Below are 15,090 nucleotides of genomic sequence, written 5' to 3' on the forward strand. Positions count from 1 at the left end.
AGGAAGATCACGCCATGGGGCTCCGCTTCGCGCCAGCCAAATCATTGCATTAAGCATGGTACGGTTTTCTTTTGAGGGACGACCTGGTTTTCCTGTGTTTTCAGGAGGAAGTAAAGTTACTATATGATTCCATTCATCATCTGTTAATTCATATCGTCTCAACATATAAAACACCCCTTTTTCTTTATTTTACCATAAAACGGGGATGCAAAACATTTGTTTTGTGCAACTTTTAATTTTCAAACACGCTCTAGAGCGTGTTTGAAAATTCATTCCTGCCATCTGCACGCCCCACTTTGCGGCATATTTGCCCCGAATTCAGGTTACGTAGCCCGCTACGCGCCCTTCATCCGGAACAAATCTCCCACAAACTGTGACGCACAGGTGCCAGAAAGCAATTTTAAAACACGCTCTAGTGCTCCTGCTAGGCAGAAGTTAAATTTCTGTCCGGCCGTACCTGGTCTGTTATGAAAAATTTTCTATCCCCGAAGCTGGACGGCACAGATTTTTAGTACTCCTGTGACTGCTTTTCCTCAAGAACATGGGAATCAAATGCACTCCAGGCATCTCCCTGGGGAACCGTAGAAAACCAACCGCCGCAATATGGGCACTGTGCAGTGCTATCCTGCTGGTTTTCCGTGATGTCATAATTATTGCCTTCCTGGGCCACATGGCGGCCATAAGGGCTTGTACCGCTTTCATCCTGTATGGTGGAGAACCACTCGCCGCAGTACTGGCACTGGGCATCCGCATCGGTTGGGATGCTTACGGATGATTCTGTGGTATTAGCAGAACTTGTCTGGGATTGTGTTTCGGTAGTTGCTTCCTGAGTCACAGCTTCCGTTGTCTGAGGCGTTGTCTCGGGAGTAGTCTGCGGTGTGGTGACAGGCTCTGTTTCCGGTGCGGTTGTTTCTCCTTTTAATATCGGTGTATTTTTTTTGTTTTTAGAAGTATTACTGCTTTTCTGGGTTTCTTTTGCAGTAGTCTTTTTTGTGGTCTCAGTTTTAGCTGTTGTTTTTTCTGTGTCTCCGGAAGAATCCCTCTGGCATGCGGTTATACCAAGAGATAAACAAGTCAATATTAAAATTAATAGTCCTTTTTTCTTCATGAATAGTACCTCCTCATATATGTATGGTTATATTTTAGGCGAAAAGGAGAAAATAGGCAAGTAGAACTGCAAAATATTTTCATTTGCAAAAATCAGAAAATTTGGTATAATAAACATAGTGTAATAGAACAACGTGAGTAGGAGGTTGTTATTATGAGTAAAGAAGATAATCAATACGGTTATAATATACCAACAGATGAGAGTTTCGGACAGGTTCAGATTGCTGATGAAGTAGTAGCAATTATTGCCGGACTGGCAGCCACAGAAGTAGAAGGTGTAGCCAGCATGGAAGGAAATATTACAAAAGAGCTGGTAGGAAAGCTCGGAATGAAAAATTTATCAAAGGGTGTAAAGGTTGCGGTGCTGGATGGCATTGTAAATGTGGATATGACTTTGAACCTGGATTATGGTTACAGTATCGTAAAAACCAGTAAGAAAGTTCAGGAAAAAGTAAAAGCATCCATAGAAAATATGACAGGACTAACCGTGGCAGATGTAAATGTCAGAATTGCCGGCGTGACTATGGAAAAACGCAAATAATCAGTGGGATGTCTGAGACAGGACATCCCTTTTTTGCATGGATAGAATATTTGTGGTAAGATACGAGAAAAAGGAAGACCCGGAGGAAAAATAATGGGCAGAAGAGAATTACGAGAACACATATTTAAATTACTGTTTTTTACGGAGTTTCATGATGCAGAGGAAATGGAGCAGCAGCTTTCTATTTACTTTGAGGATCTGGGTGATGTGGAAGAGAAGAACCAGGAATATATTGAAGGAAAGTACCAAATGATCCTGGAGAAAGAAACGGAAATTGATGCGTCAATCGATCAGATCGCGGAAGGCTGGAAAACCACCCGTATGGGTAAAGTGGACCTGACGATACTGCGTCTTGCAGTATATGAAATGAAATTTGATGAAGAAATTCCCGTAGGAGTTGCCATTAACGAGGCAGTTGAACTTGCAAAGAAATTCGGTGGAGATGATTCACCTGCATTTGTTAACGGAATTTTGGCTAAACTAGCTTTATAGGAGATAAAATGCAGAATGTTTATTCCGTAGGCCAGGTGAATGCGTATATTAAAAATATGTTTACGCAGGATTTCATGCTGGCACGTATTTATGTAAAAGGAGAGGTTTCCAACTGTAAATACCACACTTCAGGGCATATCTATTTTTCTCTGAAGGATGAAACGGGCACAATGGCCTGTGTGATGTTCGCAGGTGCAAGAAAAGGGCTGGCGTTTCCAATGAAAGACGGACAGCGTGTAATTGCCATGGGCAGCGTCAGTGTATATGAACGGGACGGAAGGTATCAGCTCTATGCCAGAGAAATTATTCTGGATGGGGCAGGGCTTCTCTATGAAAAGTATGAGGCATTAAAAAAAGAACTGGAAGAAATGGGTATGTTTGCGGCGGAATATAAGCAGGAAATTCCGGGATTTGCCAGAAAGATTGGGATCGTAACGGCTCCAACCGGTGCTGCAATCCGTGATATTATGAATATCTCTTACCGCAGGAACCCTTATGTCCAGTTGATTTTATATCCGGCACTGGTTCAGGGGGAAGGTGCAGCTGACAGTATTGTTAAGGGCATCCATACTTTGGACAGAAGCGGTGTGGATACTATTATCGTAGGAAGAGGCGGCGGATCCATTGAGGATTTGTGGGCATTTAATGAAGAAAAGGTTGCCCGTGCAATTTTTGAATGCCGTACGCCTGTGATCTCGGCAGTGGGACATGAAACCGATGTTACAATAGCAGATTATGTGGCGGATCTTCGGGCACCCACTCCTTCTGCGGCAGCAGAGCTTGCAGTGGCAGACATATATGCCGTAAGAGAACAGTTGCTGCAGTATAAGAGAAGACTGGATGGAAGAATGCAGGAGTCCCTGGTGAGAAATCAGGAGAGACTTACGAAGTATCAGCTGAAGCTGAATTATTTAAGTCCCCGGAACCAGATTCAGGAAAAGCGCCGGGCATTGACAGAAAAAGAAGAAAAACTGAAGCGCCTAATGGAAAGCCAGTTACAGGAAAAGCGCCAGTTTTTAATTGATAAAGAAGATAAAATACAAAATCTGATGAATGACCGCCTCTTGGAGAAGCGGCATCAGTTTCGAATATATATAGAAAAGATGAAAGGCCTGTCACCCCTTGAAAAGCTGAATCAGGGATATGCTTATGCGACAGATGATAAAGGAAGTACCCTGAGCAGTATCGTGCAGGTAGAGCAGGGAGAAAGGCTTAAGATATATGTAACTGACGGACGGATAGATGCAGAGGTGAAAAAGAAAGAGCCGATGGACTATCGATAACAATCAGGAGTTTGACCAATGGAGAAAAAAGAAGAAGCAAAAGTCCTTACTCTGGAAGAATCCTTTGCACAGCTGGATAAAATGATAGAGGCGCTGGAGAGCAGGGATATTTCACTGGAAGATTCTTTTAAGACTTATCAGTCGGGAATGGAACTTTTAAAGAGCTGTAATGAAAAAATTGACACAGTGGAAAAGAAAATGCAAGTGATTAATGAAAATGGTGAGCTGAATGAATTTTAATGAAGAGATGAAAGAGCAGATTGCTCAGGTAAAGAACGTAATCAGACAGTATCTTCCACCGGAAGAAGGTTTTCAGAAAACACTGCTGGAAGCCATGAATTACAGCATGCTGGCAGGAGGAAAAAGACTCCGGCCGCTGCTTATGATGGAGTCTTACCGCCTGTTCGGCGGGACAGGCAGAATAGTGGAGCCTTTTATGGCGGCGATGGAGATGATTCATACCCATTCCCTGATTCATGATGACCTTCCTGCAATGGATAATGACGAATACAGAAGAGGAAGAAAAACAACCCATGTAGTCTATGGTGAAGCCATGGGAATCCTGGCTGGTGATGCTCTTTTGAATTATGCTTATGAGACAGCCTCTAAAGCATTTGACATGGAACCTGAAAATGCGCGCATTGGACAGGCTTTTCGGGTATTAACGGTAAAAACAGGGATAAACGGCATGATCGGCGGACAGTCAGTGGATGTGGAAGCATCCGGAAAACCTCTGGAACGGGAGCGGCTGGATTTTATTTACAGATTAAAAACCAGTGCCCTGATCGAAGGTTCCATGATGGTTGGAGCTGTCTTGGCAGGTGCAGACAAGGAAGAAGTTAATCTGATGGAAGCGATTGCTGCGGATATCGGACTGGCATTCCAGATCCAGGATGATATACTGGACGTTACCAGCACCACGAAAGCGCTTGGAAAACCGGTAAAGAGTGATGAAAAGAATCATAAGACCACATATGTAACCCTGCGGGGACTGAAAGAAGCGAAACAGGACGTGGCACAGATTTCAAACCGTGCAATACGTATCCTGGATTCTCTTCCCCAGAAAAATGAATTTCTGCGCAGTCTGATTCTGCAGCTGGTGAATAGAGAGAATTAGAAGGTGAACCAATGGTTTTAGATAAGATTCAAAAAGAAAATGATATTAAAGAACTGAATGCAGAAGAGCTTACTCTGCTGGCAGATGAGATTCGGGAGTTTCTGATTCATAAAATCAGCATCTCAGGGGGACACCTTGCCTCAAATCTTGGCGTAGTTGAACTGACCATGGCAATGCATCTGACATTTAACCTGCCGGAAGATAAAATGATCTGGGATGTAGGCCATCAGTCCTACACTCATAAACTCCTGACAGGCAGAAAGAATGGATTTGACCATCTGCGTAAATATGGAGGCATGAGCGGTTTTCCCAAGCGTAAAGAAAGTCTTTGCGATGCATTTGACACCGGTCATAGTTCTACTTCCATATCAGCGGGGCTTGGATATGCCCAGGCGAGGGATATCAAAGGAGAGAAGCACTATGTAATCTCTGTTATCGGAGATGGTGCCCTGACTGGAGGAATGGCTTATGAAGCCCTGAATAATGCTTCCCAGATCAAAACCAATTATATTATAGTACTCAATGACAATAACATGTCCATTTCGGAAAATGTAGGCGGAATGTCCTCTTATCTTGGAAATCTTAGGACGGCAGATGCTTATACCGAACTGAAATCCGGAGTGACAAATACCCTTTCTAAAATTCCGGTATATGGTGACCGCATTGTAAAACGGATACGTAAAACCAAAAGCGGGATCAAACAGCTTTTCATTCCGGGAATGCTGTTTGAAGAGATGGGGATTACCTATCTGGGCCCTATCGACGGGCACAATATGGAACAGGTATGTAAGACCTTTCGAGAGGCAAAGAAAGTAAACGGAGCTGTCTTGGTGCATGTGTGTACGAAAAAGGGAAAAGGCTATGAACCTGCGGAGCGTCATCCCGCCAGATTCCACGGGGCAGAGCCCTTTGAAATTGAGACAGGAATTCCAAAATCAAAAAGAGTAAAATCTAATTATACCGATATATTTTCTACAGTTATGCGAAAGCTGGGAGACCGGGAGCCCGAGATAGTCGCAGTGACAGCTGCGATGCCCGACGGCACAGGATTAAAGAGGTTCCGCAATATGTTTCCGGACCGGTTCTTCGATGTGGGAATTGCGGAAGAGCATGCGGTCACCTTTGCGGCAGGTCTGGCGGCAGCAGGACTTAAGCCTGTAGTCGCTGTGTATTCCTCGTTTTTGCAAAGAGCCTATGATCAGGTGCTTCACGATGTCTGCATACAGAATCTTCATGTGATTTTTGCGATTGACAGAGCAGGGCTGGTTGGAAGTGACGGAGAAACCCATCAGGGAATTTTTGATCTTTCCTATTTATCCAGCATTCCCAATATGTGTATAATGGCACCAAAGAATAAATGGGAGCTTTCTGATATGATGAAATTTGCGGTGGCCTATCACGGACCTATTGCACTGCGTTATCCCAGAGGAGAAGCTTATGATGGACTCAGGGAATTCAGGGAGCCTGTGAAGTATGGAAAAAGCGAAGTAATCTATGATGAAAGTGAAATCGCCCTTGTGGCAGTTGGGAGCATGGTCAAGACAGCCAAAGAAGTCCGGTCACGGCTGCGGGACACGGGTTACAGCTGTTCTCTTGTGAATGCCAGATTCGTGAAACCCTATGACAGCGAACTTTTATTGGAACTGCAGAAGGAACACAGGCTGGTGGTAACACTTGAGGAAAATGTAAAAAGCGGTGGATTCGGTGAAGCAGTACTGGATTATTTTAACCAGATCGGAAGCCGGGTGAAAGTCCTGAATATTACCTTGCCTGATGACTATGTGGAGCATGGAAATGTGGATATGTTAAAGCAGGAAGTGGGAATTGACGCAGATTCTGTGGAGAAAAAGATTCTGGCGGCTTATATTGGATTGTAATAAAGCTGCCAGTAAGGAGATACAATGAAAGAACGTTTAGATATATTATTGGTGCAGCGGCAGCTGGCTCCTTCGCGTGAGAAGGCCAAGGCGATTATTATGTCCGGAAATGTCTATGTTAACGGACAGAAAGAGGACAAAGCCGGTTCCACTTTTGATGAGAAGTCAGAAATAGAAGTAAAAGGAAATACCCTGAAATATGTCAGCCGTGGAGGGCTGAAGCTGGAAAAAGCGATGAGCCATTTTGATATTACCCTGGAAGGAAAAGTCTGCATGGATGTAGGCTCTTCCACCGGTGGTTTTACAGACTGTATGCTGCAAAACGGAGCAGTTAAAGTATATGCGGTGGACGTAGGCCATGGTCAGCTGGACTGGAAGCTTCGACAGGATGAACGGGTAGTCTGCATGGAAAAGACGAATATCCGCTATGTGGAGCCGGAAAACATAGAAGAATTAGTGGAGTTTTCCTCCATTGATGTTTCTTTTATTTCTCTGACAAAAGTCCTGCTGCCGGTGCGGAATTTACTGACGGATCAGGGGCAGATTGCCTGCCTGATAAAGCCGCAGTTTGAAGCCGGACGGGAAAAGGTCGGAAAAAAGGGAGTGGTCCGTGACAGTGCGGTCCATGAAGAAGTAATTAGAAAAGTCATTGCCTATGCGGTCAGTATTTCCTTTGAAGTACTGGGACTGGAGTTCTCCCCCATTAAAGGTCCGGAAGGCAATATAGAATATCTGCTCTATCTGCAGAAACTGCCGGAAGGCACACAGAATGAAGAGATTCCATTTTCTGTGGAAGATATTGTAAAGGAAGCACATAAAACGTTAGAGCGTGTTTAGGCACACTCAGAATTAGAGGTATATCAGTATGGATAAATTTTATGTGATAACGAATTGCTTAAAAGATCCGGATATGGAGACTACAAAATCTATCCGGGATTATCTGGAAAGTCAGGGAAAAGTCTGCATGATACAGCAGCGTCCGGGCAAAAATAAATTACATAATTATAAGTATACCAATGCAGCGCTTATCCCTCCGGATGTGGACTGTGTATTGGTGCTGGGCGGTGATGGAACGCTTTTGCAGGCATCACGTGATCTTGTCGAGCGGAATATACCTCTTCTTGGAATTAATCTGGGAACACTGGGATATCTGGCTGAGATTGACCGTTCTAATATTAAGCCGGCACTGGATAAGCTGCTGCTGGATGAGTATGAGATTCATGAGCGGATGATGTTAAGCGGAACGGCATATCATCAGAATAAAAAACTGATGAGTGACATTGCGTTAAATGATATTGTAATCGGACGTAATGGAAGGCTTCGCATTATAGATTTAAATATTTATGTAGATGATGAGTTTTTAAATTCTTACAGCGCAGACGGCATTATCATCTCTACGCCTACCGGATCTACCGGGTACAGCCTGTCCGCAGGCGGTCCGATCGTATCCCCTGAGGCAGAGATCATAATGATAACGCCGATTGCGCCCCATACATTAAATACCAGGAGCATTGTACTGCCACATAATGCGAAGATAACAGTGGAAATCGGAGAAGGACACAGTACCAGAGAGGGTGCGGAAGCCACCTTTGACGGAGACACTTCTGTAAATTTAAACTGTAATGATCAAATTGTCATTACAAAGGCAGACCGCTGTGCAAGACTGGTCAAAATAAATAATATCAGTTTTTTGGAAATATTACGAAAGAAAATGTACCAGACATAGGAGGTGTGGCATGAAAATAGCAAGACATGCTAAAATAGTAGATATCATCAACCGCTATGAGATAGAGACACAGGAAGAACTGGCAGAGCGGTTAAACCAGGAAGGTTTCCGTGTGACCCAGGCTACTGTGTCCAGAGATATCCGTGAATTAAAACTTACTAAAATTGCCATTAACGGCGGACGGCAGAAATATGCGGTGATGCAGGCAAACGGAAATGGAATGAACGAAAAATACCTGCGGGTATTAAAAGACGGTTTTGCATCTATGGATATGGCGCAGAACATCCTGGTTGTGAAAACGGTATCCGGGATGGCTATGGCGGTAGCAGCAGCCCTGGATGCCATGCATTGGCCTGAGATAGCGGGATGTATTGCAGGAGATGATACCATTATGTGTGCCATCCGAAGCGTGGATGATACACTGCTTGTTATGGATAAAATCCGTAAAATTGTAGGAACAGAGCACAAATAATCTTTTGTCGGGAGAGGTAGAAGGATAAGCTTATGTTACTAAATCTACATGTAAAAAATATGGCGTTAATACAGGAACTGGAAGTGGACTTCAGGAAAGGTCTGAATATACTGACAGGTGAGACAGGAGCTGGTAAATCTATTATTATCGGCTCTGTTAACGTTGCACTTGGACTTAAAAGTTTTAAAGAATTCGCAAGAGAGGATGCAGATTACGCATTAGCCGAACTGGTGTTTTCTGTTGAACAGGAAAACCAGAAAAAGCAGATTCTGGATATGGATATACCGATTGAAGACGATCAGGTGATCATCTCCAGGAAGCTGATGAATGGAAGAAGCATCACAAAAGTAAATGGGGAAACGGTTCCGGTTTCCGTTGTTAAGGAACTGGCGGAGATTTTGATTGATATTCATGGACAGCATGAGCATCAGTCTCTGCTGAATAAAAAAAATCATTTACAGATATTGGATGAATTTGCGAAAGAAGAGCTGGCAAAATATAAAGATAAAGGTGCTGCTCTGTATAGAAATTATACAAAAATTAAACATCAGCTGTCAGACACCAGAATGGACGAGGCACAAAAGGCAAAAGAAATGGATTTTCTGCAGTTTGAAGTAGATGAAATAGAAGAGGCCGGGTTAAAAATCGGGGAGGATGAGGAACTGGAGGCACAGTTTCGAAAACTTTCTAATGGTAAGAAGATTATTGAATATATTACAGAGATTCATGATCTGTGTGGAAACGACAGTATGTCAGGAGCCGCCGAAAATCTGGGCAGATCCTTAAGGAATCTCTCTCTGGTTACGGAATATGATAAGGAACTGGAGGGACTGTATAACCAGCTTGCCGATGTGGAAAGCCTTCTGTCGGATTTTAACCGGGAACTCAGTGCCTATATGGGAAGCATCTCATTTGACGGAGAGGATTTTGCCAAGATAGAAGACCGCCTTGATTTTATTAATCATTTAAAATCAAAGTGCGGCAACAGTATCAAAGCGATATTGGCATATAAGGATGAAAAAGAAAAGAGGCTGTCAGAACTTCGGGATTACGATGCCTATATGGAACGTTTAAACGGGGAATTTGAGGCTTGTAAAGCAGAACTGGATAAGAATGCCGCTAAGATGTCTGCGATCCGTAAATCCTATGGTAAAAAGCTTGCAAAGACTATCCGTGAGGCTTTGGTGGACCTGAACTTCCTTGAAGTGCAGTTTGAAATAGCCGTAGACCAGACCGGACAGGCAGATGCAAATGGATATGACGAGGTTTGTTTTATGATCTCCACAAACCCCGGGGAAAGTGTAAAACCGCTTGGCAGCGTGGCATCCGGAGGGGAACTCTCCAGGATTATGCTTGCGATTAAAACTGTTCTGGCGGATAAGGATGCTACGGAAACCCTTATTTTTGATGAAATTGATGTGGGAATCAGCGGCAGGACTGCCCAGAAAGTATCGGAAAAGCTGGCAGTTATTGCCAGGAACCATCAGGTTATCTGTATTACCCACCTGGCTCAGATTGCATCCATGTCAGACAGCCATTATGTCATCGAGAAAAAAATTGTTAAAAACAATACGATTACATCCATCCGTGAACTGTCTGAGGATGAGAGTATTCATGAGATTGCCCGGATTCTGGGCGGTGCAAAAATCACGGAAACGGTTATGGAAAGTGCAAAGGAAATGAAAGAATTGGCATTATGTACAAAAAAATACTAGAGTGAATCTGCTGCGATACTCACATACTAAAAAAGGATATACCAAGTGTATATTCTTTTTATTTTTGCAATCTTTTGATTAGAAAGTGTAAAAGATAATACACTACTGATTTGGGAATAGTACAAGAGAGCTTGTGTTAATTCCGGGGTCAGGCATGAGAATGCGAAATAATTGAATGATGATGAAAGGATGTGAGCATGTGGCAAAGAATAGAAAGCGTTGCAGGAAGATCATTATTTCGGTTTTAACAATTGTTCTTTTTGTCAGCGCAACGGGGGCATTTTTAATAGACCGCAGCATACCGGATCGCTTACAGGTGGTATCGGGCGACAGGAAAACTCAGATTTTAAGATATCCATTTGATACGTTTATTGAGGAAAACGTAGCACAGGCCGCCAGTCAGAACGGTTCTAACATTCCGCAGGATAACCTGAAGATGAGTTCTCAGGAACCGTATACTATTGAATGTAAATTGTTTGGAGTTATTCCGGTAAAGAACATCCAGGTAGATGTGGTGGAACGCAGTAAGGTAATCCCTTGCGGCAGCCCGGTGGGAATCTATATGAAAACAAGAGGAATTCTGGTGGTAGGAACAGGTGCAGTAAATGGAATGGATGGGGTAGATTATGAACCTGCGGCTTCCGTTGTTCAGTCCGGAGATTATATATTGGGGGTAAATGGAAATCCAATATCCGATAAAAAAGAATTAATTTCCCGTATAAATGAATCAGGCGGATCGGATATAACGCTGGAAGTTCAGAGAAAAGGGGAAATCACGGATTTAAAGGTAAAACCGGTCATGACCGGAACGTCTGAATACAAGACCGGCATCTGGGTACGTGATGACACTCAGGGTATCGGAACCCTTACGTATGTGGATGAAAATGGAAATTATGGAGCTCTGGGACATGGAATCAGTGATGTGGATACCAGTACGCTGTTATCACTTCAGGAAGGAAAATTATATCCTTCAGACATTATTTCTGTAGTAAAGGGTGAAAAAGGCACACCGGGTGAACTGGCAGGAGTAATCCGCTATGACGAAAACGAAGTCATGGGCAGTATTACGGCAAATACTGAGGCAGGCATATTTGGTAAAGTGACAGAATCTTTTAAATCCCAGCTGAAAGGGACACCAATAGAGGTTGGCCTTAAACAGGAGATCGAAACAGGCCCTGCAACGATACGCTGTACCGTAGATGGTACTGTAAAAGAATACGACATAGAAATCGAAAAAGTTTTATTAAATAGCAGCGATGTAAATAAAAGCATGGTGATTAAAGTGACAGATGAGGAATTACTGCAGAAAACAGGCGGAATTGTCCAGGGAATGAGCGGAAGTCCCATCATTCAGAACGGAAAATTAATCGGCGCAGTAACCCATGTTTTCATCCAGGATTCGACAAGCGGATTCGGTATATTTGCGGAAAACATGATTTTTGTCGATTCTTGATGACAAGTTTTTCTTGATAATAGGTTCAAATGTTATATAATACAATTAGTTTTTGTTCGTGACAATTTATGGTATGGGCAAACATTAAATTTAGCGTACAATGACAAAAAAGTAAAATTGGAGGAGAGATTTGTGGAAAAATTAAATATAGCGATCGCTGACGATAATGAAAGAGTCGTCCAGTTACTGGATAATATTGTTGGCAGCGATGACGAACTTAACGTTGTGGGGAAGGCGGCGAATGGTGAAGAGCTTGTAGACATTATTAAACAAAAAGAACCGGATGTAGTACTATTAGATATTATTATGCCGAAGGTTGACGGTTTAACCGTCATGGACCGGATCAATAAAGATAAGACGGTTAAGAAACATCCGGCATTTATTGTCATTACAGCAATTGGACAGGAAAAGATTACAGAAGATGCATTTGATCTTGGGGCGGATTATTATATTTTAAAACCATTCGACAACGATATGGTAATCAACAGAATTAAGCACGTAAGAAGAAATAGAGAAAGAAACTTTGCCGAAGTGCGTAAAGTAAATGCGTATGAAAGCAAGAATGAATATATGGAACGCAATCTGGAGACGGATGTAACAAATATTATTCATGAGATTGGCGTTCCGGCACACATTAAAGGATATCAGTATTTAAGAGATTCCATCATCATGTCGGTAAATGATATGGAAATGCTGAACTCAATTACGAAAATTTTATATCCAACAATCGCGAAAAAGCATCAGACGACACCGAGCCGTGTAGAAAGAGCGATTCGCCATGCGATTGAAGTAGCCTGGAGCCGTGGTAAGATGGACACAATCGACGAACTTTTTGGCTATACGGTAAGCAATGGAAAGGGTAAACCAACGAACTCAGAGTTTATTGCCCTGATTGCAGATAAGATCAGATTGGAATATAAAAACAGATAATGCTTTTCATAACGCCTAAAATGAGGTATAATGTATGATTATAAGACTAAATCTACATTAGGGAGGGTATGGTATGAAGAAAGTATTATTTGTCGCATCTGAGTGTGTCCCTTTTATTAAAACGGGAGGTCTTGCGGACGTAGTAGGATCACTTCCAAAATGTTTTAACAAAGAAGAATTTGATGTGCGTGTAATTTTGCCCAAATATATGTGCATGAAAGAAGAGTACAAGAGCCAGATGAATTATGTGAGTCATTTTTACATGGATTTAGCATGGCGTTCTCAATATGTGGGAATACTGGAAATGAAATATGAGGGAATTCAGTTCTATTTTATTGATAATGAATATTACCTTTCAGGACCTAAGCCCTATGGGAATATTTATGAAGATATTGAGAAATTTGCTTTTTTTTCCAAGGCTGCGCTCTCTGCGTTACCGGTAATTGGATTCAGGCCTGATATTGTACACTGCCACGACTGGCAGACAGGGTTGATACCGGTTTATCTGAAGGATCGGTTCCATGAAGGAGAATTCTTCAGCAGCATGAAATCTATTATGACCATACATAATCTGAAATTCCAGGGAGTCTGGGATATGAAGACTGTAAAAGATATGACAGGACTGCCTGCATACTATTTTGCTCCGGACAAATTAGAAGCTTTCGGGGATGCAAATTATTTAAAAGGCGGCATCGTATATGCCGATGCAGTGACAACAGTCAGCGATACTTATGCGGAAGAAATTAAAACACCATTTTATGGCGAGCATTTAGATGGGCTTATGAGAGCCAGAGCTAACTGCTTGTCAGGGATTGTCAACGGTATTGATTATGAAGAATATAATCCGGAGACAGATCAGTATATAGTTAAGAATTATAATGCGAAAAATTTCCGAAAAGAAAAGATTAAGAATAAACGCGCTCTGCAGCAGGAATTAGGCTTGGAACAAAATGATAAGAAGTTCTTGATAGGTGTTGTATCCAGGCTGACAGATCAAAAAGGGTTTGATTTGATCGCCTATATAATGGATGAAATGTGCCAGCAGCAGGATTGGCAGTTCGTTATATTAGGTACTGGTGAAGAGAAATATGAGAATATGTTCCGGCATTTCGCATGGAAATATCAGGGAAAGGTAGCGGCTTGTATCTATTATTCCGAAGCGATGTCCCACAAGATTTATGCTTCCAGTGATGCGTTCCTGATGCCATCTTTATTCGAACCATGCGGACTCAGCCAGTTAATGAGCCTTCGTTACGGTACCGTACCGATTGTAAGGGAAACAGGAGGTTTAAAGGATACCGTTTGGCCATATAATGAATATGAAAGTACAGGAACCGGATTTAGCTTTGCAAATTACAATGCCCATGAAATGTTTAATACGATTAAATATGCATATTACGTATTCAATGAGAAAAAACGTGAATGGAATAAGTTGATCGACAGAGGCATGGCAGCAGATTTCTCCTGGGATACATCTGCCCAGAAATATGCAGAGCTTTATAACCGCTTATAAGAATAGTTTTCCTCCTTTTTAGACATACTAGTAAAGTAAAATAGATATGTCAAAAAGGAGGAATTTTTTATGGCAGAAATATCAGAATTAGATTTACAGAACCTGCGTCATCTCATCGGTGGTTGTGCTACTACGCACTGTAAAATGACTGCATACGCATCTCAGGCTCAAGACCCGGGTGTAAAACAGTTTTTCCAGAAGTCAGCTCAGTCTGCAATGGAAACAAAGCAGCAGTTAATGGGATTCTTACAGTAATCAACAGGAGGAAAAAAACATGGATGAAAAAACAATGGTATCTGACACGCTTGTAGGTATTAACGGTGAATTAACACGTTATGCTGAGATGATTACCCAGTCTGAAAATCCACAGCTGAAACAGACTTTAAAACAGATCCGTAATCAGTGTGAAATGTCTCAGGAAGAAATTTACCAGATCGCAAGAGCAAAAGCTTATTATGTGCCGGCTGCAAAAGCAACGGCAGAAGAAATCTCTCATGTACGTTCTATTCTGACTCAGGGTTAATTAATGAGCCTCGGCTGAATATATTGGCCAAATAGAATGAAAAAGAAAGACCCGGATTGTCGGCTGTGGATTGATATGCAGCCTGCTTGTCCGGGTCTTTCTGTGCTGTTTCAAAATTTTTTTCTCCGGATTACTGTAAACCAGGCTGTACATCTTACTTCAGTCGAAGCGAAATTATCCAATTATGAAATAAAGTTAACTTAAATAAACATTAGTTCTTGTCTGCCTTGAATAATATAGTTATAATACAGATAGTTTTTTATATAGTCATCAGAACAGGATGCCTAATGGATGTTCCTGGTCACTTTGCCGACTGCAATTCCGGCTGCAAATGAAGTTAT

17 protein-coding genes and 2 pseudogenes are annotated in these 15,090 nt (G+C 42.2%); 16 read left to right on the top strand and 3 right to left on the bottom strand.

Annotated features, from left to right (window positions below; translation table 11 throughout):
* Window positions 1-165 (bottom strand): transposase (locus RHS_RS04530; RefSeq protein ID WP_047832471.1); only part of this gene is annotated, 165 nt, incomplete at its 3' end.
* 24 nt (window positions 166-189) lie between these two features.
* Window positions 190-384: pseudogene (locus tag RHS_RS30095) on the bottom strand (DUF6783 domain-containing protein).
* Here RHS_RS30095 and RHS_RS30100 point away from each other — a divergent pair.
* Window positions 322-471: pseudogene (locus RHS_RS30100) on the top strand (DUF6783 domain-containing protein); the annotation flags it as partial. The pseudogenes RHS_RS30095 and RHS_RS30100 sit on opposite strands and share 63 nt — an antisense overlap.
* A 37-nt stretch (window positions 472-508) precedes the next feature.
* Here RHS_RS30100 and RHS_RS04535 read toward each other — a convergent pair.
* Window positions 509-1,108, bottom strand: a complete 600-nt coding sequence (locus tag RHS_RS04535) for a hypothetical protein (RefSeq protein ID WP_027293824.1) — start codon at window positions 1,106-1,108, stop codon at window positions 509-511.
* A gap of 153 nt (window positions 1,109-1,261) precedes the next feature.
* Here RHS_RS04535 and RHS_RS04540 point away from each other — a divergent pair, with 153 nt between their 5' ends.
* The 15 genes from RHS_RS04540 to RHS_RS04610 all read left to right on the top strand — a co-directional run bounded on the left by RHS_RS04540 (window position 1,262) and on the right by RHS_RS04610 (window position 14,749).
* Window positions 1,262-1,648, top strand: coding sequence for an Asp23/Gls24 family envelope stress response protein (locus RHS_RS04540; protein ID WP_027293825.1), 387 nt, complete (start codon window positions 1,262-1,264; stop codon window positions 1,646-1,648).
* Window positions 1,649-1,741: 93 nt separating this feature from the next.
* Window positions 1,742-2,140 carry a transcription antitermination factor NusB gene (gene nusB / locus RHS_RS04545; protein ID WP_027293826.1) on the top strand — a complete coding sequence of 133 codons (399 nt, stop codon included), beginning with the start codon at window positions 1,742-1,744 and terminating at the stop codon, window positions 2,138-2,140.
* 8 nt (window positions 2,141-2,148) lie between these two features.
* The gene (gene xseA / locus RHS_RS04550) at window positions 2,149-3,423 is read left to right on the top strand and encodes an exodeoxyribonuclease VII large subunit (RefSeq protein WP_047832472.1); all 1,275 of its coding nucleotides are present in this window, start codon (window positions 2,149-2,151) and stop codon (window positions 3,421-3,423) included.
* An 18-nt stretch (window positions 3,424-3,441) separates the two neighbouring features.
* Window positions 3,442-3,663, top strand: a complete 222-nt coding sequence (gene xseB, locus RHS_RS04555; RefSeq protein ID WP_044292876.1) for an exodeoxyribonuclease VII small subunit — start codon at window positions 3,442-3,444, stop codon at window positions 3,661-3,663.
* Window positions 3,653-4,540, top strand: a complete 888-nt coding sequence (locus tag RHS_RS04560; protein ID WP_027293829.1) for a polyprenyl synthetase family protein — start codon at window positions 3,653-3,655, stop codon at window positions 4,538-4,540. The genes xseB and RHS_RS04560 overlap by 11 nt, the downstream gene beginning before the upstream one ends.
* Window positions 4,541-4,551: 11 nt before the next feature.
* On the top strand, window positions 4,552-6,417 hold the full coding sequence (gene dxs, locus RHS_RS04565) for a 1-deoxy-D-xylulose-5-phosphate synthase (protein WP_044292875.1): 1,866 nt from the start codon (window positions 4,552-4,554) through the stop codon (window positions 6,415-6,417).
* A 24-nt stretch (window positions 6,418-6,441) separates the two neighbouring features.
* On the top strand, window positions 6,442-7,254 hold the full coding sequence (locus tag RHS_RS04570; protein WP_027293831.1) for a TlyA family RNA methyltransferase: 813 nt from the start codon (window positions 6,442-6,444) through the stop codon (window positions 7,252-7,254).
* A 28-nt stretch (window positions 7,255-7,282) separates the two neighbouring features.
* Window positions 7,283-8,143, top strand: a complete 861-nt coding sequence (locus RHS_RS04575; protein WP_027293832.1) for an NAD(+)/NADH kinase — start codon at window positions 7,283-7,285, stop codon at window positions 8,141-8,143.
* A 10-nt stretch (window positions 8,144-8,153) separates the two neighbouring features.
* A complete protein-coding gene (gene argR, locus RHS_RS04580) occupies window positions 8,154-8,615 on the top strand; it encodes an arginine repressor (protein ID WP_027293833.1) in 462 nt (153 codons plus the stop codon).
* A gap of 32 nt (window positions 8,616-8,647) precedes the next feature.
* Window positions 8,648-10,330: a DNA repair protein RecN gene (gene recN, locus RHS_RS04585; protein WP_027293834.1), complete on the top strand. Its 1,683-nt coding sequence runs from the start codon at window positions 8,648-8,650 to the stop codon at window positions 10,328-10,330.
* A gap of 199 nt (window positions 10,331-10,529) precedes the next feature.
* On the top strand, window positions 10,530-11,783 hold the full coding sequence (gene spoIVB / locus RHS_RS04590) for a SpoIVB peptidase (protein WP_242858423.1): 1,254 nt from the start codon (window positions 10,530-10,532) through the stop codon (window positions 11,781-11,783).
* Window positions 11,784-11,915: 132 nt separating this feature from the next.
* Complete coding sequence (gene spo0A / locus RHS_RS04595) at window positions 11,916-12,713, top strand: sporulation transcription factor Spo0A (RefSeq protein WP_027293836.1); 798 nt, start codon at window positions 11,916-11,918, stop codon at window positions 12,711-12,713.
* A 73-nt stretch (window positions 12,714-12,786) separates the two neighbouring features.
* Window positions 12,787-14,226: a glycogen synthase GlgA gene (glgA, locus tag RHS_RS04600; RefSeq protein WP_027293837.1), complete on the top strand. Its 1,440-nt coding sequence runs from the start codon at window positions 12,787-12,789 to the stop codon at window positions 14,224-14,226.
* 69 nt (window positions 14,227-14,295) lie between these two features.
* Window positions 14,296-14,481, top strand: a complete 186-nt coding sequence (locus RHS_RS04605) for a hypothetical protein (RefSeq protein ID WP_027293838.1) — start codon at window positions 14,296-14,298, stop codon at window positions 14,479-14,481.
* 19 nt (window positions 14,482-14,500) lie between these two features.
* The gene (locus tag RHS_RS04610) at window positions 14,501-14,749 is read left to right on the top strand and encodes a spore coat protein (protein ID WP_027293839.1); all 249 of its coding nucleotides are present in this window, start codon (window positions 14,501-14,503) and stop codon (window positions 14,747-14,749) included.
* The last annotated feature ends 341 nt before the right edge of the window (window positions 14,750-15,090 follow it).

Origin of the sequence: Robinsoniella sp. RHS, assembly GCF_001029355.1 — a bacterium.
GTDB lineage: Bacteria > Bacillota > Clostridia > Lachnospirales > Lachnospiraceae > Robinsoniella > Robinsoniella peoriensis.